Annotated in this window: 19 protein-coding genes; 15 read left to right on the forward strand and 4 right to left on the reverse strand. The window is 46.7% G+C overall.

Going from position 1 to position 24,973, the window contains the following annotated elements; translation table 11 throughout:
- The first annotated feature begins 242 nt into the window (after nucleotides 1-242).
- Complete coding sequence (locus AM1_RS36395) at nucleotides 243-1,388, forward strand: lamin tail domain-containing protein (RefSeq protein WP_187153006.1); 1,146 nt, start codon at nucleotides 243-245, stop codon at nucleotides 1,386-1,388.
- Nucleotides 1,389-1,839: 451 nt separating this feature from the next.
- Here the strand turns inward: AM1_RS36395 and AM1_RS36400 are convergent, their stop codons facing one another.
- Nucleotides 1,840-5,595, reverse strand: a complete 3,756-nt coding sequence (locus AM1_RS36400) for a plasmid replication protein, CyRepA1 family (RefSeq protein WP_041661511.1) — start codon at nucleotides 5,593-5,595, stop codon at nucleotides 1,840-1,842.
- A gap of 526 nt (nucleotides 5,596-6,121) precedes the next feature.
- Nucleotides 6,122-7,393 (reverse strand): sigma-70 family RNA polymerase sigma factor, encoded by a 1,272-nt coding sequence (locus AM1_RS36405; RefSeq protein ID WP_012168303.1) that lies wholly within the window; start codon nucleotides 7,391-7,393, stop codon nucleotides 6,122-6,124.
- A 910-nt stretch (nucleotides 7,394-8,303) separates the two neighbouring features.
- On the opposite strand from AM1_RS36405, the gene AM1_RS36410 reads away from it, so the two are divergent.
- The 8 genes from AM1_RS36410 (at nucleotide 8,304) to AM1_RS36445 (ending at nucleotide 16,800) form a co-directional block, all read left to right on the forward strand.
- Nucleotides 8,304-8,579, forward strand: a complete 276-nt coding sequence (locus AM1_RS36410; protein WP_012168305.1) for a helix-turn-helix domain-containing protein — start codon at nucleotides 8,304-8,306, stop codon at nucleotides 8,577-8,579.
- Between the two features lie 60 nt (nucleotides 8,580-8,639).
- Nucleotides 8,640-9,503 carry a hypothetical protein gene (locus tag AM1_RS36415; RefSeq protein ID WP_012168306.1) on the forward strand — a complete coding sequence of 288 codons (864 nt, stop codon included), beginning with the start codon at nucleotides 8,640-8,642 and terminating at the stop codon, nucleotides 9,501-9,503.
- Between the two features lie 84 nt (nucleotides 9,504-9,587).
- Nucleotides 9,588-10,244 carry a hypothetical protein gene (locus tag AM1_RS36420; RefSeq protein ID WP_012168307.1) on the forward strand — a complete coding sequence of 219 codons (657 nt, stop codon included), beginning with the start codon at nucleotides 9,588-9,590 and terminating at the stop codon, nucleotides 10,242-10,244.
- Nucleotides 10,245-10,255: 11 nt separating this feature from the next.
- Entirely contained in the window at nucleotides 10,256-13,381 is a 3,126-nt protein-coding gene (locus AM1_RS36425; RefSeq protein WP_012168308.1) for an ATP-binding protein, read from the forward strand.
- Nucleotides 13,382-13,384: 3 nt separating this feature from the next.
- Complete coding sequence (locus AM1_RS36430) at nucleotides 13,385-14,530, forward strand: hypothetical protein (RefSeq protein WP_041661512.1); 1,146 nt, start codon at nucleotides 13,385-13,387, stop codon at nucleotides 14,528-14,530.
- A complete protein-coding gene (locus AM1_RS36435) occupies nucleotides 14,415-15,833 on the forward strand; it encodes a hypothetical protein (protein ID WP_238549401.1) in 1,419 nt (472 codons plus the stop codon). Before AM1_RS36430 ends, AM1_RS36435 begins: the two co-directional genes overlap by 116 nt.
- 66 nt (nucleotides 15,834-15,899) lie before the next feature.
- Nucleotides 15,900-16,379: a hypothetical protein gene (locus AM1_RS36440; RefSeq protein ID WP_012168312.1), complete on the forward strand. Its 480-nt coding sequence runs from the start codon at nucleotides 15,900-15,902 to the stop codon at nucleotides 16,377-16,379.
- Complete coding sequence (locus tag AM1_RS36445; protein WP_012168313.1) at nucleotides 16,372-16,800, forward strand: hypothetical protein; 429 nt, start codon at nucleotides 16,372-16,374, stop codon at nucleotides 16,798-16,800. The genes AM1_RS36440 and AM1_RS36445 overlap by 8 nt, the downstream gene beginning before the upstream one ends.
- On the opposite strand, the gene AM1_RS36450 is transcribed toward AM1_RS36445, so the two are convergent.
- Nucleotides 16,797-18,107, reverse strand: coding sequence for an IS701-like element ISAcma8 family transposase (locus tag AM1_RS36450; RefSeq protein WP_012160919.1), 1,311 nt, complete (start codon nucleotides 18,105-18,107; stop codon nucleotides 16,797-16,799). The genes AM1_RS36445 and AM1_RS36450 overlap by 4 nt on opposite strands.
- Nucleotides 18,108-18,316: 209 nt before the next feature.
- Between AM1_RS36450 and AM1_RS44160 the strand changes: the two genes are divergently transcribed.
- From AM1_RS44160 to AM1_RS36470, 5 genes are all read left to right on the forward strand, one after another.
- Nucleotides 18,317-18,445 (forward strand): hypothetical protein, encoded by a 129-nt coding sequence (locus tag AM1_RS44160; RefSeq protein WP_012168314.1) that lies wholly within the window; start codon nucleotides 18,317-18,319, stop codon nucleotides 18,443-18,445.
- A 33-nt stretch (nucleotides 18,446-18,478) separates the two neighbouring features.
- Nucleotides 18,479-19,855 carry a hypothetical protein gene (locus AM1_RS36455; RefSeq protein ID WP_012168315.1) on the forward strand — a complete coding sequence of 459 codons (1,377 nt, stop codon included), beginning with the start codon at nucleotides 18,479-18,481 and terminating at the stop codon, nucleotides 19,853-19,855.
- 173 nt (nucleotides 19,856-20,028) lie between these two features.
- Nucleotides 20,029-20,523, forward strand: coding sequence for a hypothetical protein (locus tag AM1_RS36460; RefSeq protein WP_012168316.1), 495 nt, complete (start codon nucleotides 20,029-20,031; stop codon nucleotides 20,521-20,523).
- A gap of 1,265 nt (nucleotides 20,524-21,788) precedes the next feature.
- Nucleotides 21,789-22,244 (forward strand): DUF29 domain-containing protein, encoded by a 456-nt coding sequence (locus tag AM1_RS36465; protein ID WP_012168318.1) that lies wholly within the window; start codon nucleotides 21,789-21,791, stop codon nucleotides 22,242-22,244.
- Between the two features lie 133 nt (nucleotides 22,245-22,377).
- Nucleotides 22,378-23,118, forward strand: coding sequence for a class I SAM-dependent DNA methyltransferase (locus AM1_RS36470; protein WP_041661532.1), 741 nt, complete (start codon nucleotides 22,378-22,380; stop codon nucleotides 23,116-23,118).
- Between the two features lie 201 nt (nucleotides 23,119-23,319).
- Here the strand turns inward: AM1_RS36470 and AM1_RS36475 are convergent, their stop codons facing one another.
- On the reverse strand, nucleotides 23,320-23,718 hold the full coding sequence (locus tag AM1_RS36475; RefSeq protein WP_187153007.1) for a hypothetical protein: 399 nt from the start codon (nucleotides 23,716-23,718) through the stop codon (nucleotides 23,320-23,322).
- A 377-nt stretch (nucleotides 23,719-24,095) separates the two neighbouring features.
- Between AM1_RS36475 and AM1_RS36480 the strand changes: the two genes are divergently transcribed.
- A complete protein-coding gene (locus AM1_RS36480) occupies nucleotides 24,096-24,590 on the forward strand; it encodes a hypothetical protein (RefSeq protein WP_012168322.1) in 495 nt (164 codons plus the stop codon).
- Nucleotides 24,591-24,973: the final 383 nt, after the last annotated feature.

The following is a 24,973-nucleotide window of genomic DNA, read 5'->3' on the forward strand; positions in this document are numbered from 1 at the left end:
CCATCAAGTGAAGTGAGTTGATAAATCATAATACTTTTTTTCATGCTATTGATTACCTATTCTACTTCAGCATCTTGAAAGGAGGATCTCTAGAAATAGTTACTTCAGAAAATCTTAATCACTCTGTAAATAGATTAAGGAAATATATAATGACTCTTTTTGTAACAATATTGAGGTAAAAAATGAGGGTTTTTCACCGACTAATCCATGTAGTTTTATTATTTTCTCTCTCACTATGTTTGGTGTTTAGTGATTTTGTTTTTGCAGATGGATGTGCTTTGGCAGAAGAACTAAAGGTAGTCACTTTTAATGTGGAATCTGGCAATGATACTGATCCCAATATGGTTGCTAGGGATATGCAAGCTATTCCTGATGTAGATTTATGGGGCTTATCTGAAGTAGAAAATCAATCTGCTGCAGATACATTTTTGCAAGCTGCAGGAGACTCAAATTTTGAAAGTATTCTAGGCACTTCGGGTGGTTCTGATAGACTTCAAATCATTTACGATAAATCAAAACTAAATAAGCTTAACTCTAGTCCTATGGAGCTAACGGGTATTGGTGGAGATAGAAAGCCATTGGTTGAAGAATTTGAGGTGATTTCAGACAATACAAAATTTTTGTTTGCAGTTAATCATTTCAATCGTGGAAGTGCACGGAAGCGGCAAGAACAAGCTCGAAAATTTAGAGATTGGGCAGGAAGACAAACTTTACCTGTAGTGGCAGTTGGCGATTACAACTTTGATTTCGATATAAGTGCCATGGATGGTAATCCTGCCTTTGAGATCTTCTTTGAAGAACCAGTTTTTAGTTGGGCTCGTCAAACTTGCTTATCATCTAACACTTGTCCATCAACAGGGACCCAATGTAATGAATGTTTTGATGGTTTGCTAGATTTTATATTTTTAAGTGGTGATGCAAAAAAATGGTCAAATCAGTCTGAGATTCTTTTTAAGGGAAGTTCATTTTGTGATAATGACCCAACAGGAGCTTCAGATCATTTTCCTGTGCAAGCCATAATTGATTTAGATGGAGATTTTCAACCCTTTCAACCTAATATCTTGAAAGGTCCTCATATCGCTAGTTTACTTCCAAATCCTTCTGGACGGGATGATACGAATGAGAGCGTTACACTGGTAAATACTGGGACAGAGGCTATCAACCTCGTTAACTGGATATTGAGAGATAAAGATGGCAACACATTGAAGTTAGATGAACTTGATACTCTTTTTCCAAGAGAACGGAAAAATATTCTACGTGACGGTCGCGATTTATCACTTAATAATTCATGTGACACAGTTGAACTTGTCGATCCTGCTGGTGAAATTGTAGATTCAGTTTCCTACATAAGACCGGAAGAAGGTGAAGAGTTAGAGTTCATATTTTAATTCACTACTAGTAGAGTGATTTAGACTGAGTAAAACACTGAATAAACCTTTGACTGGATAACTCACTCTGAATGGAGTTTTGTTCAAACAACAGAACTCTAAATCACTTTGGAAGCGTATATAGATCCCCAACCTGATATCCTTCAGTCCCAAAATCCTGGGAAATTGCCATAAAATAGGTAATTTCTCTGGGTGAACTGTGGATTTATTACGCTTCTAAGCTGGTCTCAGTGCTACTCGTCGGGGAGACGAGTCTATCAAGACTTATTTCCACTCAAAACCCTTTTGGAGTTTATTTCTCAGGGCGGTGAAAGACTGTTCCCGCCCATGAGTGAGATTTATTTACCTGCAATTTGATGATGTTTGCGATCTACTGAGTCTAGTCTCTCTGGGAACTCCCTAGAGACTTTGCTTAATAACCCAATTTTAGGAACGGAAATATATTTCGAGGTCAATCGCACCCCAATTTCAACTCAGATCCCCCAGAAAATCCATCATCACTCCCCTCCCACTGACCGATTTCCTGATCATTTCCACCACCATACTCATCAATTTCAGTTCGCTTTTCCATTTCTGTAATTAGATCAGTCTCTTTCTTACAGATTTCACAACTTGGTCTATTTTTCTCCAATCGTTGATTCCACTTCGACTGAAATGCCTTCAACATCTGGTCTTTGTACGCTTCATTACCTGAATAGCGAATCACATAGAGACTCACAGATTCCTCACTACCGACCTTCACCAACTCATGGGCCACCCGCTTGATCAGCTTATTAACAATGGCAACGGCACTCTGACCCTCACTGATGACATTACGGAAATGTCGATAAATCTGATAGCGATATTCCAACGCTTTTACCTTGATATCTTCAAGTCGCTGATCAGCCTCATTCATCACCAGAATCTCCATCCGCATCCGGGCCTCGACCTGCTCATATCGGGCCTGGGTAAACGCCTGAGACTGCTGCTCAATTCGCTCCACCAATCCCAGCTTCTGGTCCTTCAGCCCCTGTTTCTGCTGCTCTAACTGCTCCAGCTCCCCCTTCAGGGTTGCCTTCCTGGGATGGGCCTTTCTTCCCAAAGCCGTCAACTTAGCTTGGATGGCCTTCTGCTCCTGAACAATTTCCCTAATCTGCCCAGATAGACCCTTGACCTCTAACCTCAAAGACTGTCGCTGCCGTTGCACCTGGCGCCCCTTCTCCAACGCTTTATCGTAGGCTTCATAATCAGCGCTAGTGACATTGTAGGTATCCACTAAATCAAATACCCCCAGGTCACGAAGTAACTGTACCTGAATTCGATTATTGGTTAACCGATGAGTCAACACGAACTGGCTATTGAGCTGTTTCATAAAGTTTCTCCGGTCTAATTCCTCAGCAACTTCAGGGTGATAAGACATCCAATGCAACTTAGTGGCACTCTTGAGCCGTCCTCGATGCTCCACACAGACTTGATGAATAAACTCATCCGTCAATTCAACACCGGGCAACTCATCCTGTAATAAGACCTTCTTGGCATCCAACGTATCTTTATAGGTGGCAGAAGAACTCCCCATCACTCGGATGGCCTGCTCCACCGTGAACCGCTCCCCGTCAGCCGTCCCCAGCATCACCGCCGTTTCCACCTCCATCTGCTTCCGCACTTTACTGAAGGACTCGACGATATCGGCATTGCGATCTCTCAGTTCCTCCATCTCAATGGGATGTCCATGATCTCTCAGCAACAACATCAAGGACTCTCTGAGAGCTAACAGGGATGCAATCGAGCGGGTCTGATATCGAGCAAAGCTGACGTTATGACAGTTGTTGGGATTCTGCTGATATGCCTTCAGTGCTGCTAACTGCTGAGCCGTTTCCGGGGATTGGTCATGAATGAGCTGCTGTTCTAGATCAATGGAAGCAGCAACGTCTTGCCCATACTTCGACTGCAACATAATGACCTGTTCCACGGACTTAATCGAAGGAATATCCGGGATATGGGCCTTCCTCGTCACATAGATTTCACGAGTGACTTTTGCTCTGTATCTCCAGAGCTGCTGATAGACACTCCGAGCATGATTGGAGGAGGCATAACAGAACACTCTGCTGAAATAGGGAATCAATCGGGGTTCATCAATACTGACCCCACTTTCTGCGGTGGGACTCAAGAACAATGCCGTGGGCTGATAGTCTTTGACAAACTCAGTGGGATTAGCCTGAAAGAATTTGTTTTCTGGCCGCTCCGATGTCTTCCTGTCATGGCGCAAAATACCCTTGGCAAACTCCGGATTCACATCAGAGATCATCCGCTCCAACTTCTCAAGGAATTCCTGAGAGGTGGCGACGACAATAAACCGCTCATCGTTAGCCACAGCATTTAGGATTCTCTCTAGAAACTGAGAGGTCTGCCCTGAGAAAACCTTCGTGGGAAAGTTATCATCGGGCTTAAACTCATTGACGACAATCTTGGTGTTGTACTTCCCACCTGTAATCCCCTTGATATAGTCAATGGGGATTTGAGACAGGGAATCTTCCAAGAGAATGATATTGCCTCGGGTTTCTAAGACTCGGTTTGCGATCGCATGAAAATGCTCCAAGATTTGATTTTGCCGATCCCCCAAGGTCTGACCACTGAGAACATGGAATAAAGCAGCATCGGCTTCATCGAGGATGATGCAGCTATCGGGTTCAATATCATCAAGTTCAATCTTGAGTAGGCTATCGAAACATAGCAATATAGACCGCTCAGAGCGAAAGCCCATGCTGATATTGCCTTGGTATTCCTTATTGAGTCGGAATAAGTGAATCAGGTTATAGAGGGTATTGCCGTTGGCATCCTTGGAAGTAAAGCGGTCCTCGGTATTGAATAGCAGGTTGTTCCGATACCCCGGCATAATCACCTGGCCTTTGACCTGGCCCACCAGTGACTTCAGCATCTCCGTTTTGCCCGTGCCACACATAGAGGCGATGGCGACGACGGACCCCGGATCAATGGTGCCTAGATCCGAGAGTTCGATGTAGCGTTTGTTGATCACCGCTGTGGCTTGATCCGATAAGCCATTGAGCTTGAGAAAGAGTTGACCCAGTTCATATTCCAGACCTAAGCTATTAAAGAACCAAGTGGGCTTGAACCCAATCTGAGCCAATTCCACGGGGGTGAGTTCATCGATATCACAGGCATTTTCCTTGTAGGTTTGCCCCCACCAGGCTACTTCCACGGCATAGCCCCACTCTTCTAGTAAGCGAATGACTCGCTGATACTGACGAAAGACGTTGAGGTTTCGCACGGCACCCGCATCAGGATAAAGGGTGATAATCGGGGTCTGTTCAGCACCTTTTGATAAGACGGTCAGGGTTTCCCGCAGTGTTTCAGGGGATGAGGCCCAGAGTCCCCCCGCTGCCCCAATCGTGGGGAGCTGCAATCGTTGAGAGAGGAGATAGGGTTTGACCCCCGTGCCTTCCACGAGGGCAATTCGAGAGTAGGGGCCAAATGACTTGTAGACGGCTAAAGGAATTTCGCCGTTAACATGAGGACCATTGCCGTTGGGATTGCGGCGGGTAGAACTGGACAACCAGATGTAGCGGTTGTCTTCATGAACATTGCGCTTCCGCAATTGCAAGGCCACGATTTGATCGTGGACATTATAGAGAGGCCAGAGATAGCCCCCCTGTGAATTGAGGATGCCACCGGGAAGGACACCGGGCAGATCCGGGGAGAGGTCTTTAACTCGCTGAAATTGACCAACAGAAACAGCCCCAAAGCCGCTGATTTCGTTTGAGGACATGCCTCGTCGGTCCATGTCTCCTCGATCCATTGAGCAGAGGGATAGATCACAGAGGAGTTGTCGATACAGGTGATCGCGTTGGCCTACGGGCAACTCCTTGGCAATCCGTTGACGCCGTTCTTCCTTAGCTTGTTGATCACGGATGGCCTTGCGGGCCTGCCAATTAATAGAGTTGTAGTTGTCATCACCTGTGTGAGGTGCCCAGATCCCCCAGTTACTATCTTTCGAAAGCTTTCTGAACTTATAGCCGTTGATGATACCGACATCATAGGTTTCGGTGAGGCAAAGGATGATATCGCCACCTTTGCTGCATCTTCCATCATTAGAGCCGCAGATGGGGCAATGATTTTGTCTTTTGAAAGGAATCAGCTTTGAAGTAAATCGGGTAGGTGTACCAAAGCCTAGATGAGGTGAGTTCAGAGTGAGTGATGGTGTGGAGGTCATTGATGGCCTCCTTGATGATGCATGGGTATATGAGTCGATTCCCGAACCATTAGCGGCTCGGTGAATAAAAATATAGAAAGCATGGAAAATCCCTCTATCGTTTATCAGTAGCGAGATAGAGAGGTGTGGTAGGTAAAGTTCAATTACAAAATTCTTGCAGCAAAAAGTCGGCTGCTCTAGAATTAGAACACACCCCGTGGGTCACTAACGCCTGTCTTCCAAAACTGTTGTTAGATCCCGCAATCTCGAAAAAATATTTGGTTTTTTCCTGGAGCCCTGGCTATTTCAGTAGCCGGGATTCCTTTTTTTTAGGCCATCGTCACCTCCTGGGGAAAAATACAAAGATTCTTAGTGAACCATACTACGCTTCAGCCCTCAATACGCAAAGGCTTTAAAACAAAAGATCATCAAGGGTTTCAGAATCTTGAGCAGCATGATTTTATGAGGGAAACATGGGTCAGTTCCTCGAATGAGAATGAAGAAATTTGTTGCTTGATCAGAGAAAATCTAAATTGGTATCTGGGAATTAATTTGGTGGCCGAGGGTGTTCTTTCCTATATCCACCCTCAATGACTTTAGATACACCTGAAGTAATGGACGACATTATTGACCTCCTTTCGCTCGGTCTATCATTGTCCTGTAATCCTCTAATAGACTGAGATACAAGTGCTAATGGCAGCAAGATTATATTGAGAATTACTGGGCTGAATCCCAGATGTCCTCGCCAATCGTCTTGAGTTCTCTCCAGTTGATGGCATCGCTGATTCTCTGAGGTAAGTCGATGCCCCGCGACATTAGCAGCCCCGCGACTGCTACGCCGACGACAAACCAGAATGTGTTTCTGAGCATTGGTCAGTTCTCCAGGTTCATGAATATGACTCTCCTTATTGGTTTGTTTGAAAATCTTTTGAATAGCTCTGCCGATTTTCCCGCCCAGCCGTGAGGCGTCAACCCTTTTTACAGTAGGCTTCTCGATTCCTTCGGGATGAATTAGCTGGGTCTTGTCAGGTTGTGGGAATCGAACTAGGCAAGATCCATAAGTGATAAGGTGCTTGAGATATTCAAGAGCCTTTTGATAAAGCTGCCTAATTCTTTCGCCAGAAAGCTTGAGCATTGTCCCAATCTCGCGATAGCTATGACCGTCTCTCCTTGCACGGACAATAAAACTTTCGCGATCAGGGAGCTGAGCAATGTAGTCTTTCATGTTGATACTCTCGGCAAAATCCCAAGAATCTAGCTGTTCAAAATCTTCAACAAAATCAAGACATTCAATCCCTTGCTCTGTCCCAGTCAAGACATTGAGGCTAGAGGTATCAACTACTCGTGCTTTATTCCAGGCGTTAGTAATTACTCGATGTGAATATCCTGTACGTTCAGCCAGTTCATCTAGAGTGGGTTTTCGTTCTAACTCCAGCTCTAAGTCTTGTTCAGCTTCATCAATTTTTTTTAGGTGTTTCGTAATTTCTCTACTGAGTCCTCTTTGTTCACAAATCAACTGCCTGATTTCAGTTCTGATAGGCTTAACAGCGTAGGTACTGAATTGAAAGCCCCTCGATAGATCAAATTTTTGAATAGCAATGGATAGTCCTAGGGTTCCAGCATTCACTAAATCGTCCCAGTCAACTAATCCGCGATATCGTTTAGCTTCCTTGAAGACTAGCCGCTGATTCTTTCGTATAAAACGGTCTTCAGCCCTTCTGTCACCAGCCTGAGCGCGTTCAATCTGTGGGTACTGGACTTTGCGGCTAAACGGTCCGGTCTCCAGGGATTGCGAATTGAAAACATTGGTGTATACCATTGTTTAAACCTTCAGATCCGTAATCTGTGTCTAAGGTTTTCGGACCCTCTGGTTGTTTGATCGCGGTTAGAGGGTCTTTGGTTTTTTCATCAAAGGCTAACGGTGCAGTTAGCCTCAATCGGTGTTTAAGGTTTCGGACCCTCTGGTTGTTTGATCGCGGTTAGAGGGCAATAGCAATCTTGTGTCGTCGGCAATCTAGGTAGCGAAGATCGAAATACCCTATTACCTAAAACGGTTTTGTAGTGGAGAAATCGTTGATACTTCATGTCACCCCCCGATAACCATTTGTTTTAAGTGCCTGTTCTGTTTGTTTACAGCCCAGAGACGAGATTGAGAATTGTGTAGCTAGATAGAAATCATTCTCATTAAATATAGTACATATGTACCAAAATTATCAATCATTCACCTCCTAGTAAATAGAGTTTTTGATGAAATTGATAAGTTCGAGCTAGCTAGAGGTAAGGCATCCAGTAAGAGGTGAATTTCATTAAATTTACTGAAGCAATTATTGATCGCGGTTAGGGAATTCAAAGTCTGTTCAATGCCTGCTTGTGCTCACATGTTTGTGGTGTGATGAGTATCTCTGTGATGTAGGCAGGGTGGCAGGATTTGTAAGTTTAATGCGGTGCTGCCTACCATAAATATGTGACCTCTTTCTAGGTTTAAGGCTCTCTAATCTTGTTTCAAGGTGGACTAGGGGGCTGATTTGTTGTGTGAGTAGAGCTTTAGAGTTTCCTTTCGTTATACGCGAATGGTATCTGATTTAATACCAAGTTTAACTTGTTTATATAGATTTTAGATCAATTCTATATAATTTAAAGCAATTAAAAACACTCTTTTCAATCTAACATCATTTAATTTGATTAGATTGCAGTAAAAGTTGTGTAGTTTATGATTCGATGGGTACATCGTGGTTAAGCAATTGATAACCTGGAAACTCAAAGAACACATGGCTGCAAACAAGATTTCCGTACCTCAGTTGGCAGCCAGATTAGGAATTAGTGAAAACGCTGTAATCAATATGAGAAGGAGCGAGATGCCTCGTATTAATGGGGAACGATTAAATCAAATTATTGTGGCCTTGAATGCAATGCGTAAGAAAGGTAAGAAACGTATACAGGTTCAAGACTTGATAGTTTTGACTTTCTCGATGGATGAAGCTGATGAAGCAAGGATCCACGAGTGATTTGTTTCCTATAGCCCACTCTCCCTACCCTTCCTGTGTACCTCATCGGTCACACAGAAAATGCTCAAAACCACATTATTGTCACTTGGGCTGTTAGCGATCACATCCGTGTCAGCCCTCGCCAATCCCGCCACCATTCCCATAGATCAAGCCTTCAAACAAACTCAAAAGCTAGAAGTCTCAGATGTGGATCATCTATTAGACTTCACGGATACCCGCTACCGAGTCATCAAAGCCTTTCCCAGTAACCCTCAACAGTTGCGGGCCTTAAGCCTGTCTCGTAACGATCATCAGCAACTCCTTCTCAAGTGGACCCCAAACGGCACAGCCAAGAAAGCTAGTGTTTTCCTTCGGGTCATGGGGCCAGGGGGAGAACAAACCATTACGCTCCTAGTGAAGCGGTCTGGCAACGAACCGGACAACATCAGAACAGCCTTCGTCCCCAGCCAAACCGTTTCCAAAGATGCAGTGATCGGGGAAGTATCGCAAGTTTCCATCAAACCAACTGTTGCACCTATCCCAACCCAACTCATCCGCCCCAACAGGACCACCCAAAATCCACCCAAAACAGCACAGCCTGTTAAACCGCCCTTAACCCTCACTCACCCGAAATCCCCACCCGTCATCAAACTCAGATCTTCTCCCAAGCCCATCCTCCAAATAGCCAAAGTCTCAACCACAGGTCGGCCCCTCATCGACCGCTCCACATTGGACAACAAAGCCTTAGCCAACTACCTGATCAGAGGACTACACACCCCGAAGGGTCGGAAACAAGCCAACCGCCATCACGACCACTACTGGTTTGCTCAGTCGATGGCTCGATATCTCAAACGTGGCGTATCCATTGATAAAGCCTTGCGCTGGTCTCGACTACCAGAGAAAACCTTTAATGACCTCCTCGGCCACGGTGGCGTTAGTCGCTGAAAAGCCCACCGTTAAAGCAAACTTGCACCTTTAAAGCCATCTTACCTATGTTTCAACCATCCCCCTTTCGGAGATTGAATCCTCATGCTATCCCCATGCCTTCAAACCGCACGGCACTATGCCCATAAACATGGACCACCCTGGTCAGCTCCCCTACTCTGCATCCTTCTCACCCTCTGCCCCTTTATCCTCCCCCTCCCCCCAGGCACTCAGATCGCAGGGCTAGAGATTATGGCAATGGTTTGGTCCACCGCCCTCTTCCTCCACCTCTACCAAACGCTCAACATCCAAACCAAGCTGGGCCTCTATCTCTTCTTCTCCGGGATGATCGCCCTAACCCCATCCATGGTGAAAGCCCAAAACGTCGGCAATGCCCCCTCCAGTGCTTGTAACTCCGGTTTCTTCCTGATCGGCCCCATGCTCGGAGCCGTGGATACCTCCTTGGGCTGGTTTCTGGGTGGCGTCCTCGCTTACTCCCTTTGCGCCTTTATGATTGCCCTGATAATTGTCTTCTTCCTCGTTGTCATTGTCGGTTTAGTGATGGCTGGGGCAGAATCCCACAACAGCAAACGCACCCTGTTTGAAGTCCTCTCCCAATACCTGAACGTGATCATCACCATGATGGTGATCGCCTCCTTGGTGACCGTCTTTAACCTGCAATTGAGTAATAACGGCAACGCCGCTCCCATCCCCGTCGGTGGACAGAATCAGCCCCAAGGCGCAACCTCCGTACTGAACTAGGAGGTTGAGTCATGAACCAGACCGAACAGATTGAAAAAGAACTGCGCTACGGCAAAATCAACCCCTACATCGGCCCCACCCAATTCCAACTCCTGAGTGGACAGCAGATCATCACCCTCGCCGCCAGTGGCTGTATCTGCTTTATCCTCGGATTCTCCATTGGCTGGTTTATGGCCGCATTTCTATGGCTGGGCATCTTTGTCCTCACCGTATTGGCCCTGGGAAAAGACTACTCCCGCATCTTCGCCCGTATGAGCAAACAGCGACGGTACTACAGTGACCGTCCCAACTATCAAGTCAAAGCAGGAATCCCCCTGATGGTGATTGAACTACCTGAACCCTTCAAACTCAGTCAGCTTTTCCGTAGACAAACTAAGCAGAAAACCTTAAAGAAAATAGAACCCGAATTTGACCTGAGAGCCTATGGAGAAATGCTCCTCGGTGAAGACATTGGTTTTTACCTCGTCCATCAAGATAAACAGGACCGAGCCATGGTGATCTTCGGATTCACCCTCCAAGGCATCGACCCCACCCTGTCAGAACAAGAAGCCATGGACTGGCTTCAAGCCATCGTCATGGCCCTCCAGAAAATCCCTGGCATCGAACTCAAATTCTTCTGGGACGTGGAAGGCTCTGCAGATCAAGTCCTTTTACATCAACATGATCTCGTCACCCACCATGACCTCGACCCCCTGAGTGAAAAGCTGATTAAAAGTGAGGCCCAAGTCGCCGTTGATTTAGCCGCAGACGGTAAACTCGTCCATTCCGTCATCCGGGTCTATGCCAAATACAGACTCAGCCTCGCTGATGACTATGCCGTCAAAGAAGACCGCTTAGATAAGCTCCTGGCCCATACCCAGCCCCTAGTCGGCACCTTCCAAGAGTATCTCAACCCCCAACCCGAAGGCTTTAGCTCCAAACAAGCCTGGGAGAAAGTCTTAGACCGAGCCTATCAAGCCGGATATATTCCCACCGCCAAAGCGTTAACTCAAATGGGTGTCAAACCCCAGCCCATGACCAAAGAAGACCTGTGGGCCATCGACTGGGAAGACACCCATGCAGAACCCGCTGACCCCTGCCCCCAATCCATTACCTACAGTGAAGCGGGCCTCTCTCCCTTCAGCGAGAATCAGCCTCTGCCCTATCACATCCTCGGAGAACTGTTCAGCCCCGAACGAGGGTTACCCGCCGTACCCACCCCCTACCTCTACACTCTCTATCACCCCATCAAGAATCAATGGGCTGCCCTCGTCAAAATCAATCAGCTCAGCACCTACAACAAGATCGATAACTTCCTCTCTATTGGCTATATGAAATTTCTCCTCCAAGCCCTAGAGGGATTTCATGGCTATCGCCTCATCTCAGAAATCACCCAGATTGAACCCGACTCCCGCCTGAAGCTCGTCAACTCCGCCATCAAAGAACGCAACCGCAAAGCCATCGATGCTCAACTGCTCCACAGCACCCGCAACGTCCAAGCAGAAGCCGATGTGAATGAATTAGTGGATGCCTCCCGTGAACTCAGCTCCGGTCGCTGGCCCTTAAAAGTCAGCCTCGGTATCTGGGTCTATCGCAAAGATAAAGCCAGCCTTACCGCTGCTGTCCAAGACCTAATTCGCCGCTTGCCCACCAGCAAGACCGAGCAAGTCAGCAATCACCTCATGACCCACTGGATCTCCAGTCATCCCTTCCACTGGCAAAGCCTGTTCTCCAAGCCCCAACTGCGGCGAGAAGAATATCAATGCAATCAGGGGGTTCCCCTGATGCCCCTCGTCCATCCCCAGACCATTGATCAGCAGGGCATCCCCTTTGTCTCCAGAGGCGTTGCCATTCCCGTCCATCTCAACACAGCCCTGAAGAAGAACCTGATTGCCATCTTTGGACCTATGGGGGTAGGTAAGTCCGTATTGATGAACCGGATGATCCTAGAGAACATCATCCATCGCATCTTTACCGTCGTCATTGATGTGCCCCCCGGCAACGGCAAGAGTACCTATCAGCCGTTTATGATCCAGCTCCAACGAATTGGTGTCTCCGCAGCCTACTTCGACGTTAAATCCCACATCATCAATGGACTCGATGAAATCGATACAAGCTGGGCAGGTGACCTCCTCAGTGTCCAACTCCTCAAGAAAATCAAGCAAAACCATCTCAGTCTCCTGCGGGCCTTAGTCCTCGGTGACGACCTCGACCATCCTCTCTACAAAACCATCAAATCTGTCCTGGCCCTCAGCTATCAAGACTGGCGGGCCTTAGCGGACATTGACCAGCGCTATCGCATTGCCAAAGCTGCTGCTTTCGGCTCAGAAGACTCCAAACGAATGCCTATCCTCCAAGACTTCGTAGATTACTTTCCCCAGTGGGTAAAGCAATACAAACAGGATAAAGACTGTGAGGATTTAGAACTGCAGGCCATCGCCATGATCCGCACGGAACTGGAAGCCGTCCTCACCACGGACCTCGGAGCCTCCATCAATGGCATTAACACCTTTAACTTCGACCTCCAAACCCTTGTCATTGGCCTGACGGACTTGCAAGACCCCCAAGAGAGCGTCATCTATTCCATGGCAGCGATTAACTTGATGGAACTCCAGTCCTTTCGTTATCCCCGCTCCGCCATCTTTGGCGATGAAATCTCCACCACCTTTAAGTACCGCTCCATCTCCATCCGCTTCGCTGAGACCTGCACCCGAGGCCGCAAAGAAGCCAAGAACGTTGTCATCGCGGGCACAGAGGAAAACACCCTTGTCCAGTCTGAGGGAGGCCGAGATATCCTCAGCAACCTGGATGCCGTCTTCTATGGACACTGCAATCCCACCGCCGTAGAGAACGCCGCTAAGCATCTGCGCCTCAAGCCCGAAATCCTCTCCAAATATGTCCGAGCCGAATATGCCCCCAACCTGGCGGAACTCTGCACCTCCTGGTATCTGCGTAAAGGGAATCAACACTATGAGCTGCTGTTCTACACCTCAGCCCTGATGATTGCTCTTGTCTGCACCCAACCCGAAGAAACCGCAGCCAGAGACCGGATCCTGGCTCTCTATCCCGATAATCCCCTCCAGGGCTATATCAAATTTGGGCATCTGCTGAAACGGGCTTACAAACTCAACCTGCCCCTTTCCCTTATCGGAGCCTGAGCCATGAACCGTAAACAAGCCGTACTGTTTTCTCTAATCATTGTCTTCTCTAGCCCTCAGCTTACCCAAGCCCAGGTTTTCTCTGATGACATAACCCTACCGACGAATGCCCCCACCTTCCCATCGGGTGTTCCCAATACCACCGGGGATGTCAGTGTCACCCAGGATAATCCCTTTGACGATAGCCCCAAACCCAACTTCCTCAAAGACATCTTCTTGGGTACGAGCAACTATAGACCGATTCATTCCAGTACCTTGAAGTTGTTCGATATCCTCGGTAAAGCCCAGAAAGGCTTACAGACCTATAAGAACGTCAAAAAAGTCTATGACGGCATCCGAGGTAAGAATGCCAACAGCATTACCGATGGGGTGTTCAACGTCCTCGAACAGTACGGCATCATTGACCCCCAAAAAGCCACCACTGCCTCGAATCGCTCCACCCCTATCCTCATCGGTCAAGGGAATCAAGGTCCCGCCTATGCCACAGCTGGCTCAATCGGAGCCTTAGAGCTAGAACCCAAAGAACCCTATGAATGGCGGGTCAAAGCCTTAAACGAAAACATCGTCTATAAAAACGCCATTCAAAAGACCGGGGACTTTATCTACTCCCCTGAAGCCCAAGAAATCCTCAAAGTCCAAGATCAAGTCGCCGCTGATGCCAGAGACGCTGCCGCTGCCGCTGCTCAAGGAGAGCTAGAATCCGTCCTCGCCTCGACCCAAGTCAAAGACCAGAGCATCTATGCCAGCACCGTTGTTGGTGAATACGGCACCTCAGCTCAAAGCGCTAAATCCACCCAAGCCGTCAACAAACTTGAGACGAAGCAAAACACCGAGATTGCCAACATTCTGGCGGGCAATGCCTTTCAACTGAATGCCATCAACGAATCAATGGTCCGCAACACTTCAGCCTTGGGCAATATCGTCACTACCCAATCCATCCTCGTAGACAAACAGACCGTCTCCCAATACCTAGATGCCGCTCAACTCCGCCAGTCAGGTCAAATCTTCACCACCCTCAACAACCAATATTCCTATGAAAAGCGCAAGGACATGTATCGCCACCTGGCCGCAGCCGACACCAGTAACCTGCTTCATTTCCCAGGTTTGGTGGAACCTCAACCGAATCTTTCAGGACAAACGCAACCGTAGACTGATCATTGCCTTAATCTATGGCATCCTTATCGTCCTGCATATGGCAAGCCATGCCCATGCCGACTTTGCCGAAGACCTGATTAGCGATCTAGAACCGTCCGTTGCCCATGACGCATTTTGGGATGACCTCTGGAACGCCACCTTTGACCGCTCCACGGTTATCAGTGGTGATACCCGAAGAATTGCCTTTGGATCCGTGAGCACTGTCGTTCGTTGGGTGACCCTGATTGCCCTATTCGTCGTCCTCCTCCATTACGGGTCAGGAATGATGTTCAGCGGCACCAGCTTGCGAAAAGGCAATGAATTCACCATCAAAAGTGTCTTTCCCGTCGTCATCATCCTCGCCCTTCTCGCCAATCAGTTTGCCGGGGTCCATGCCGTGGGGCTGTTCGTCAATCAGGCCCGCTTAGGGGTTATGGGAGAAGCCTATGCTCAAACAGAATTCGCCACCACCTTCCGCAGTGCCATTAAAGACGCCTATCTGTCAGAGAAGTATCGAGAGAGCCTCGCCTTTCGGGCCAAGCAATGCAACCTGATTGAAACCCCCATTACCACCATTCCTTCCCTAGAAGAACCCACCAACCCCGAGACGCCCCTGACGGATGAACAGCGTCAGTACTACAAAAAGCTTCAGTGCATCCAGTCCATGGTCACCTATATCCAAAGTCTGCAAGCGCAAGTGGCAGCAGAATGTGAAAAAGGCTGTGTGGGCACCAACGTTGCCATCGTCAAAGATCTCAAAAAGTATGGAGTCGATGGGGTTCCTGGAGTCGTAGCCGAGAACTTGGATATCTTCGTCATCCCCATTCAAAAATTAGGAGAACTGGCCGCTGATGGAGCCAGACATGGAGCCCAAGAAACCTATCGTCTGATCTTCCGAGCCATTCAATGGGCCTGGACCTCGTTTCTAAATATGGGATTCTATCTCACGGCAGTGGGAGCACCCATTACCTACGCCATATCCCTAATGCCCACCAAGCGACATTTTCTATTTGATTTGAACCTGTTCGCCCTGCTGATGTTCTCCCTAGCAGAGTTTGCCAATATCTTCTGCATTGGGATAGTGGCCCTGATGCTGCAACGACCCACCCTAGTGGACTTAGGTGGGTATATCTTCCCTTTGACCTATGGATTACTTGCACCGATTGTGTCCGGTTCAATCTTCCTGGGTGGGTTTAAGGCCGCAGCCAGCTTTAGAGGGGGTGCCTTGGGTGTTGCCAGTGCAGCAGGAGGCATCGCTGGAGGGATTGCCACCTCAGTGATGATCTCAGCCCGGAACCGCCGAGAGCAATATTACTAAACCGATTTGCTGCTCAAAAGACATCTTGCCTATGTTTATTGCAACCGTGACTAAAGGGAGAAAATCATGCCCTTGTACCCAACCATCGCCGTTGTATTTATCGTCTTTGCCGTGTTGCTGATCATCATTCGTGGGGTCTTTGCAGATCTGACTCCCTTGGGTGGGTTGATGGCCTGCACCGTTCTCACCCTATTTGCGGGTTACCACCGCATCTTTGCTGGGGCAGATCAGCTTGCAGGGGTGGACTCCTTTTTCACCTTGGGCTTTGGATTGATCATTTGCCAGCTCTTTGTCCCAGACTTCCGATTCTGGTGGTCAGACTTCCGGTTTATCTACGGGATGACGGTGCTGTTCTACTTTGCCTTCTGCTGGACCTTTGACCATGTGTACATCCTTTGGTTTTGGTTCACGGGATTCGTTCTGCTTCTCCTGGCAGTCCAACTGCTGTTTAGCGCAGTGTCATCTGGGGGGCGTCCACCCCTGCATCCTGATTTAGATAAGGATTTCATGCTGTATGAAGACGAATGGCTCTTTGACGATGACTAAGAAAATATCTCGCTTCCTCCCCCTATTAGTTGTTTCAGCCTTACTGCTGAATATCCTTGTCTGTTTTTCCTGGTTTACCCAAGGAGCCAGAGCGCAAGCCCCCTCTCAGGTGTATATCCAGACTGACTCCGGGTTAGTGGTCAAAGGTCAGCCCGTGGACCCCCTCTATCGCAGTGATGAAGTCGTGATGCGGTTTGCCCAGGAGTTTGTCTCCGTGGCCTACACCTGGCCGATGAATGGCGAGGGTCACCGTGAAGGCAAGCTGATCTACCCCCTGCCTATGTACACCCAAGCTTTCAAGATCCATCCTGATATTCGTTCCCAGTGGTTAGGGCGTCAGCATGTCGCCTATGCCAAAGCCAAAGATCCCTTTGCCAACTATGTAGGCCAGTCCCACCATACCCCTCTTTTATCACTTTAGACAGAGAGAAAATCAGGATGCTTGAGCAATTTCCTCACCAGTGGACAGCAAAATGCCTCCATCTTTGATGTGAGTTGCTCAAACCCCTTTTTCAAAGCACGGCTGGGAAAGACTTCTAACCAGCGCTTTAGAAGATTCCAACTGATTAACGGTTGAATGATCAAGCGCACATTATTGAGCAGATTCTTCCACCCGTTTTGGTTATCCCACCAAGGATGCTGCGCAAAGTGTTGATGTGCCACTGGACAAGAGTCATTGAAGACATCAGCGAACAAACTCACCATCAAGAAAGCGCTCATCACTATCTCCCACCACTTTTCAATTTGTTCGTAGTGCGTCATGCGAAAATCAGCCCAACCCAAGGTATCTTTAGACTGTTTGAGACCATACTCAATCCAAGTTCTGAAGCCATAGCAATCCCCAATTTCATCCAGCTTGATCTCGGGTGCCGCTGCCATGACATAAGAGGTTGAGTTCTCTGGTAGCGTTTGGGGGTCCGTGGTTAATAGCCAATAGCGCTTCTGGTGGTGTCGCTGGCCATAAATGATCTCTTGCCTGTAACGAGTTTCAGTGGTGCCATTGCTGAAGGTTCGTTCAAATGACTGCCACGGTTCGGCAAAGACTGCTTGTTCTGCGGGTAACCACACCGCATGATTGCTACGAATCGCTAGGATATAGGGCAGCTTTAACTCCTCTAAGACATTCACAAAGTTTGTTTGAGCTTCCCCATACAAGCTGTCAGCCAGGACGAGCTCAAAGCAAAAGCCCATCCCTTGCAACTGTCGGATCATTCCAGCAGCAATTTGGGGTTTGCTGAGATACTCATCCTCCTCTTTAAGACGTTCTCGGGGTTTGTACACTTCAAAGGACAAAGGCAAAATCATCCCTTGAAACAGCCCGTAGGCAGTGACTGCGACGATGCCATTCTCTTTCTTGCCCACATTGCCGATATACTGCCGTTTCACATAGTCGGTACTCTTGCCTTTTTTGCAATCGCCCGTCTCATCGATCAATAGAATTAACCTGCGCCCATCCAGTATTTTCAAGATGATGTCCAATCTCTTGTCAGACAAATGTGACGCTACCCAAGGTGATTCACTCAGAAAATGATGCAGGCTTTGATGGTTCTCCAAGCCCACTGCTCTTGCAATGGCGGGCAATGATTTACGTTTGATATCACTAATCATCCCCAGATGGAGATGCTTGAAGGCTTCATAACTGCGGACTTGGGGAAATAACTCTGCAAATAGTTGGCAGTACTCATCAACAAAGCCAATGGTTGGTTCTGGACTTCTTGAAGCTGACATCACTCATTAGAAAAATAGAAACTGAGAATAGTCTATTTTTTATCTGTCTAAAGTGATAAAAGAGGGATACAAAGACCACCATTACGGGTGCCAAGATTGAGCGATTAGATGCAGAAGCCCATGAATGGGATGTCAGGCTGTATGCCACCCAATACCGTTTTGATGGTCAAAACAACCTGATTTATAACCCCGTCAAGGTCAATAAAATCTTGACCTTACGAGCTGTGCAAGGGTTTAGGCCCAACTGGCAAATTGCCGATACGGACCTGGGCCGCATGATTGATGATGCCCTGCATTCAGAGCTATTGATTACCAACATTGTGGATCTGCCCACCTAGAACAACCCAGAGAGCAAAGACAAGGAGCGAGACATGCCGACAGATAAACGCCAGGTCGAGGAAGCCAAAGCCATATTGTTGGATGACCCGGAACTCAATGAACTCTTAGAAGAGAACAAGATTTCTGAAGGTCGGCCCATCAACGATCTGGAGAAAATGGTCGATCCAGGGGATAAAGTCAAACACCCCTACTATCTCCAGCCCTGGTTCAGGATTGGGAGTATCGCCATCCCCCTGATCATCATGGGGTTTGTGGGCTACAAGATTTGGGGACCCAAACCCCAGAAGGTGATGGCCTTGGGGGACAAGGATAAGCAGATTATCGAGCTGACGGAAAAGCTTCAGCAGTCTGAATTAGAGAAAGCCCAGCTCACCCAAGACAATATGGGATTGACTCAGGCCGCAGAGTTAGAGCCATTTAAACAGCAACAGAAGCAGCTCAAGCAACAACAGCTCAAGCAGCAGGCTCAGAAACAACAAGCCAAACAGAAGAAACCCGTGCCCGTGCGTGGGAAACCCATTCAGCGCCAGAATACCGTTAGTATTCCTCGTCGGCTCTATCGCAACCCCACTCCCAAACGTAGCTATACTCCAGCTAAGCCCAGTCCTTCCCTACTGGCGAATTCTAAGCCTAGCGGCCCCTCCTTGAGTGAATGTGTGGGTTATGTAGAGCGGAATATCAACGTTCCAGGCTGTAACCGCTATCAGATCAGTCAAAAACCCCAGTCATCATCTCAGACCGCTTCCATTGGCAAAAACCCGACAATCCCTCGTCCCGCCTATACCCCAAGACCCCAGACTAAGCCCGTTAAGTTGGCCTTTGCCAGTCAAAGCAAGGCCAAACCTCGAACTAAAGTAAAGCCTGACTATCAGGTGAACTTTATGGCAGGGGAGATTCAAACGGTGGATCAGTTTGAGGCTGAGTTCTATGGTGCAGGCCAGAGCGCTGCTGCACCGACGCGCACCTCAATGAAGGCCAAAGTGATTGACCATGTGGAATGGATATCGCCCCAAGAAGCTCAACAGATGGTCATTCCTCTGAAAATTACCAGTGGACCCCACAAGGGCCAGACGGCTGAGGCCAAGATTCAGCAGATGAATGGTTTGCAGTTCACGGCTTATGTCACCCGCATCAATGGTCAAGAGATTGAACCAGGGACGATGGAAGTGAGGCGCAAGAATACCAAGTATCTGAGATCGCAACTGAAGCGTCAAGGAGGAGAGTCTTTCGGGGATAGAGTGATGGGGACAGTGGCTGCAATTGGTGGGGAGATTGCCACAGACCAGTTAGCGGATGTGCGGGGAGGGAATCACATTTCCCGACTGGTATCTAATCCTCAGCGTAGGACCAGAGAGGTGACGCAGTATTGGCGGTTTGATGGGGAGGTGGAGTTGGTTCCAGTGGGGTGATTTGCAAATACTGAAGTAGTTTGACTATTCTGGGTTACATATTCCAAAATATATATTTTCTTCCCCCTCTTGAGATTAAGGTTAGGGAAGGGTTTCATTCTTCATTCCACTTCTGGTTAATTTAATTTACACCTGGCTGCTTAATCTAAGACTGTCTGCGTTAAAGAAGCATTATGGCTAGAAAATCTAAGGATTTTAGTGAATTAATCCATCAGAAGCAGCGTCAAGAACAAAAAAACGCAGACTCATTTGAGCGGCTGCAGAACAAAGTCAAGGAAATTGCGGGAGAAGACGTTTCCCGAAACATGGTGTTCAACCCCCCGGATGTGAACAAGATGTCAGAAGTTTTGCAAGAATTAGTTGCACCATACGTACAGACAACCCCCAGTATTTCAGAGCTTGATAATTTTTTGAAAATTGCTGTTTTGGCTTGGAATATTGCCTTGACATCCCCGGAAGAGCGCCAAGTTGCACTAAAACAGATCTTTTCAGAAATGGCTTCTAGCACTGATCAGGACATCATAGAGGGCTTGAAAAGCTTAGTCGAGGAACTGATTGAACGCAAAGACCACTATTTCTGGTCTTGCCAACGCAGTATTACTAGCTTTGATTTACAAGATCAAGGGGATAGCTATTTTCTTTCAGTCGCCTCTACTCTTGAAGAATAGATTCCTGCTATATCAATAGATTTCCCTTCCAAGGGCCATTCTGTCTATCCTTTAACTCTGTCCAATTTTTCTGGGCCTACAAGCGTACCTTCTGTTCTAACCCTTAGCGTAGGACCAGGGAAGTGACGCAGTACTGGCGGTTCGATGGAGAGGTTGAGTTGGTTCCAGTGGGTTGAATAGCCTAAAAGAAGACAGCTTTTCTACCCTTCGATTTATTCTGGAAGTATGCATTCTTCTCCCTCCCTGACCATGCGTTGGGAGGGATTTCGTTGCAGAGCCTCATTCCGTTCAAAAAACCGTCCAACTTAAGGGTAATTGGACAGCAAGTTCTGTTGGATGTTTCCAAGATATATGTATCACAGGTTAGAAATTTTCAATACCTTTTGATTAGGACTAACTAAACAAAAACATAGCAAGAGAGATACTTGCTGAATATAGTGAAGTTTGATGCTCACGCGTTATATGTTCGGTTGGTTCGTCTTAAATTTTCAAGGAACCCCACGCTCACCATGTCAAGCAAGGTGGGGTATTAGCAGGTATCAGATTTATCGGACCTTTGAATTGTTACATCCATTGAATTCATAAAACCTTAAATTTTCTCGATAAATTAAATAAAAATATTCCTTCATTTTTAGGAATATATAGACACTAATTCAGCTTCTCGATCTCAAACGCGAAATCTAAAAATACAACTCCTCTTGAAGGGAAGTATTGATCAATGACGGGATGTCTTGAACTTCCGCAATGCTCTAAAGGGTCTAGTAAAAAGGTATTTCAGAAGATCTCCGAAAGGTAATTCGTATTTGGAATGAGAGTTGCTAGCGGATCCGTAGAATCTGCGTCCGCATGATTTACAGCGATAAGGCTGAATCCGAAAAAAACAGAAGTACATTTTCATGGAATCCTCTGAGTCGAGATTCGGTAAGATAACGACTTCTACATCTAGGACAGCGCTTAACCACAGCTCTCACTTTCGTACTTGGTTTAGGTAGCTTCGTTAATATTGTGGCAGTTGAGTATAGAAAGAGTCGTAATTTTCATGACATTCCTGTGTATTTTATTTGGAATGAAAGGAGTTTGAAGCACCAGTTTTATATCTCGGAGTATACTTCGAATAAGGGAAATATATTTTAAGGCACTCCATCGCTGGACTGAGCGCTTTCTGTGTAGTGGATAAGTAAGAGTAGTTCTACCCGATGAAAATATCATCAGATTGATAGAGTTGGTGGAGTGATTGAAAGAAGCACAATTTGTCTCAATGAGCTATGGCATATAACATTCAGACGCTATATGAAACAGATGTAGTCAAGTGGTCTTTGAAGCAGGCAAAACTACTGAAAGCTCGTAAGTTTGATTTGGTAGATCTTGAAAACCTAATTGAGGAAATAGAAGATGTGGCGAGAAGGTACAAGGACGTAATCGAAGGACAGATTGAAAATCTGCTGGTGCTCATCCTTACTGTTAAATACAAGCCTCAGAAGCAAACAAAAAGTTGGGATAAAGACGTCCTGACCAGTCAAGCTGAAATCCATAAGTGGATTGAGAAAGAGCCCTCCCTGCATCGTCATGCTCTATCTAGTTTCAACTTTTGCTACAAGTATGCTCGAATAAAAGTATCTATTCTCCATCAGATTTCCCTTGCATCGATTCCTGAGGAATGCCCAGAAGATGTCAGGATAACAGCTTGGGAATTGATTAATAGAGATGATGGGATGGACTAGCAACCTGCTGATCTACGAGAATTCAAGTTATAGACCTTGATATGCAATCTGGCAGCCCTAAATTAGATTTACACCTCATGGGCTATTGAGTAGTCCTTCTCATGTACGCATTCATAGGATGCCTATTTTAGCCATGTCTAATGATGGATATTTTGGTGAGGCAGTTGCTGAAACTTACGACAACGATGTAGATTCCTTTAACCCTGACGTAATTGAACCTGTCGTTGATTGCCTGAAAGAGCTTGCTGGGAATGGTAGGGTTCTTGAATTTGGCATTGGAATAGGCCGAATCGCATTACCCCTAGCAAAGCGAGGTGTTGAAGTTCATGGAATCGATCTTTCTGGGGCTATGCTCTCTAAACTTGCTGAAAAAACGGGTGGAGATCGTATTCCCGTCATTCAAGGAGATTTTGCTACCACGAAATGCGAAGGCTCATTCTCCCTGGTTTATCTGATATTCAATACCATCATGAATCTGACGACTCAAGATGCACAAGTTCAATGCTTCCAGAACGCAGCCGCTCATCTCGAACCTGGAGGACATTTCATTATCGAGGTTATAGTCCCTAGCCTTCAGCGAATACCCTTCGGTGAAACCAAGCATGTATTTGAATTCGGGGATGATCATTGGGGAATAGATGACTATGATTTCGTCTCTCAAACCTTAGAGTCGCATCACATGATGGTGAGAGATTCAAAAATAGAACTGTCCTGTATTCCATGTCGCTATGTCTGGCCATCAGAACTAGATCTGATGGCGAGGATTGCCAATTTAGAACTGAAAGGAAGGTGGGGAGGCTGGAAGAACGAACCCTTTACAAATACCAGTCGTTCTCACGTCTCAGTTTGGGAAAAATCTAGTGATGGCGATTAGACGCCATTAGAAATTGCTGGCCTCAACCCCTGACATATCAACCCATTTGCACCTCAAAGGTCATCCTGCCTATGTTTCCTCTGTAGCTCATCTACAGGGAATTTCTGTTAGTGACCCTCACTGTTTTCAAGCGATGCCCTACTCCCATCGTTTCTCTGATTAACATGGTTTTCCAGACTCTTTATTCATCGATATCACACGTCAAAGGTTTTCCCTTTGCCACTGTTGAATAAAATCAGGGAAGCCTGAGAACTGCTGTTTGGCTGCAGAGACAATTGAGTCACCCGTTGGCGGGCAATCGATACTTAGATTAGTAGCCAGCCAGTTACGCAATGGCTGAGTAGCGTTCCAACCTGAGGCTTTCTGGGTAAGGTCGTCCCACTCCAATTCGTCATATCCACAACCCAATAAGCGGCAGAATTCTAGCGAATTTGTAGCAAGAACCAGCAGTTCTCCCTCAGATCCAAGAACGATAACTGGAGCAAGCTCGGTATCGAGGTTATCTCGAAGCCAAAGAGCATATACGGAACCCGTAGAGCCACGGCCAAACACAGCAAACTGTTGCTGCATTGCCACGTCATTAGGAAACCAAGCCGCCATATCATCATCACCTATGGTACTAATCTCGAAGCAACCACTGATCGGATAACCATGATTGTCCAAAAAGTCGCATAGGCAGCGGATTGGCCGTGGCATTATGACACCAGGTGGGAATTTTGATTCGACTTTATCTGCGAGCATAATGGGCTGAAAAAGAAAGCAGGATTGGTGGTTTGATGGCGAGGTTGAGATTGTGCCGTTCTTTTGATTTGCTACTACCAAAGTAATTTGTCAGTTCTTGGATTTATTCTAAGAATATGCGTTCTCCCCCTCCCTAACCATGCTTTGGGAGGGATTTCATTGCTCATTGCCAGTTCTTGTTAATCTAGTGTGCATCTGGCTGCTTAATTTCAAGAAGACTCATCAGAAGAACCATTATGGCTAGAAAATCTAAAGGTTTTAGTGAATTACTCCATCAACAACAAGATGATGAACAAACAACCGTTCAATCCTTCAAGCGGTTGCAAAAAAAAGTACAGAAAACAACTGGAAAAGACCTTATTAAGGACATAGCCACTAGCCCAAAGGGCGTTGCCAAAATGTCTGACGTTTTGGAGGAATTTATTGATCCCTACAAAGAAACAACATCTAGTTTTGAAGATGTGAAATCCTTGCTGAGTATTGCTGTTTTTGCCTGGAATATCGCCTTATTACCCGATGAGGACCGCCAAGAAGCTATAGAAATTATTTTGTCAGAAGCTGCCTCTGGGATGAACCAAAAGAATCGAATGGAGTTGCAAACCTTAATCCATCAGATGATTGAGCGTAAAGACTGTTATTTTTCAAGCTTTCAGCGCTATATTGCTAATTTTGACTTGCAGCCTCAAGGAGATAGTTATTTCCTTTCCGTTGCTTCTTCTCTCAAAGAATAGACTTTATATTATCTTCTCAATCAGTGTGAATTAGATGAGCCTAATGCTATGGGCGCTGTGATGGGGAAGTTTAACCGTTCTCAGTTAGAAAAAGAGGAAACTTCTTTTTCCGCAATCACGGCAACGGTACGGTCTGATTCTGATAACCAATAGAAGCTTTTCAGCGCAGTTTTTATGTCTAGACCGTTTTAGGGCAGTGCTATTACAGTGACTACATCTCTTAGCCATGAGTCTACCCAGACTTTTTATCTCAAGTCTAAAGGAAGAGCTAGATAGAGTCAGTTAAGAGTAATACACATACCTTTAAGCTGACTAAAATCTATGGGGTAATTTGCCTATCTTTCGTCATATATTTTTCTAGATTTTTTCACCCACTCGTTGAT

The organism is Acaryochloris marina MBIC11017 (assembly GCF_000018105.1).
In the GTDB taxonomy this organism is placed as follows: Bacteria; Cyanobacteriota; Cyanobacteriia; order Thermosynechococcales; family Thermosynechococcaceae; genus Acaryochloris; species Acaryochloris marina.

Excerpts from the sequence above, each read along its gene's own strand:
- AM1_RS36430 (WP_041661512.1), top strand. The coding sequence starts at position 13,385 with ATGAACCGTAAACAAGCCGTACTGTTTTCTCTAATCATTGTCTTCTCT.
- AM1_RS36460 (WP_012168316.1), top strand. The coding sequence starts at position 20,029 with ATGGCTAGAAAATCTAAGGATTTTAGTGAATTAATCCATCAGAAGCAG.
- AM1_RS36480 (WP_012168322.1), top strand. The coding sequence starts at position 24,096 with ATGGCTAGAAAATCTAAAGGTTTTAGTGAATTACTCCATCAACAACAA.
- AM1_RS36435 (WP_238549401.1), top strand. The coding sequence starts at position 14,415 with ATGAAAAGCGCAAGGACATGTATCGCCACCTGGCCGCAGCCGACACCA.
- AM1_RS36425 (WP_012168308.1), top strand. The coding sequence starts at position 10,256 with ATGAACCAGACCGAACAGATTGAAAAAGAACTGCGCTACGGCAAAATC.
- AM1_RS36475 (WP_187153007.1), bottom strand. The coding sequence starts at position 23,718 with ATGGCGGCTTGGTTTCCTAATGACGTGGCAATGCAGCAACAGTTTGCT.
- AM1_RS36455 (WP_012168315.1), top strand. The coding sequence starts at position 18,479 with ATGCCGACAGATAAACGCCAGGTCGAGGAAGCCAAAGCCATATTGTTG.
- AM1_RS36450 (WP_012160919.1), bottom strand. The coding sequence starts at position 18,107 with ATGTCAGCTTCAAGAAGTCCAGAACCAACCATTGGCTTTGTTGATGAG.
- AM1_RS36445 (WP_012168313.1), top strand. The coding sequence starts at position 16,372 with ATGACTAAGAAAATATCTCGCTTCCTCCCCCTATTAGTTGTTTCAGCC.
- AM1_RS36415 (WP_012168306.1), top strand. The coding sequence starts at position 8,640 with ATGCTCAAAACCACATTATTGTCACTTGGGCTGTTAGCGATCACATCC.
- AM1_RS36420 (WP_012168307.1), top strand. The coding sequence starts at position 9,588 with ATGCTATCCCCATGCCTTCAAACCGCACGGCACTATGCCCATAAACAT.
- AM1_RS36405 (WP_012168303.1), bottom strand. The coding sequence starts at position 7,393 with ATGGTATACACCAATGTTTTCAATTCGCAATCCCTGGAGACCGGACCG.
- AM1_RS36470 (WP_041661532.1), top strand. The coding sequence starts at position 22,378 with ATGTCTAATGATGGATATTTTGGTGAGGCAGTTGCTGAAACTTACGAC.
- AM1_RS36440 (WP_012168312.1), top strand. The coding sequence starts at position 15,900 with ATGCCCTTGTACCCAACCATCGCCGTTGTATTTATCGTCTTTGCCGTG.
- AM1_RS36400 (WP_041661511.1), bottom strand. The coding sequence starts at position 5,595 with ATGACCTCCACACCATCACTCACTCTGAACTCACCTCATCTAGGCTTT.
- AM1_RS36465 (WP_012168318.1), top strand. The coding sequence starts at position 21,789 with ATGGCATATAACATTCAGACGCTATATGAAACAGATGTAGTCAAGTGG.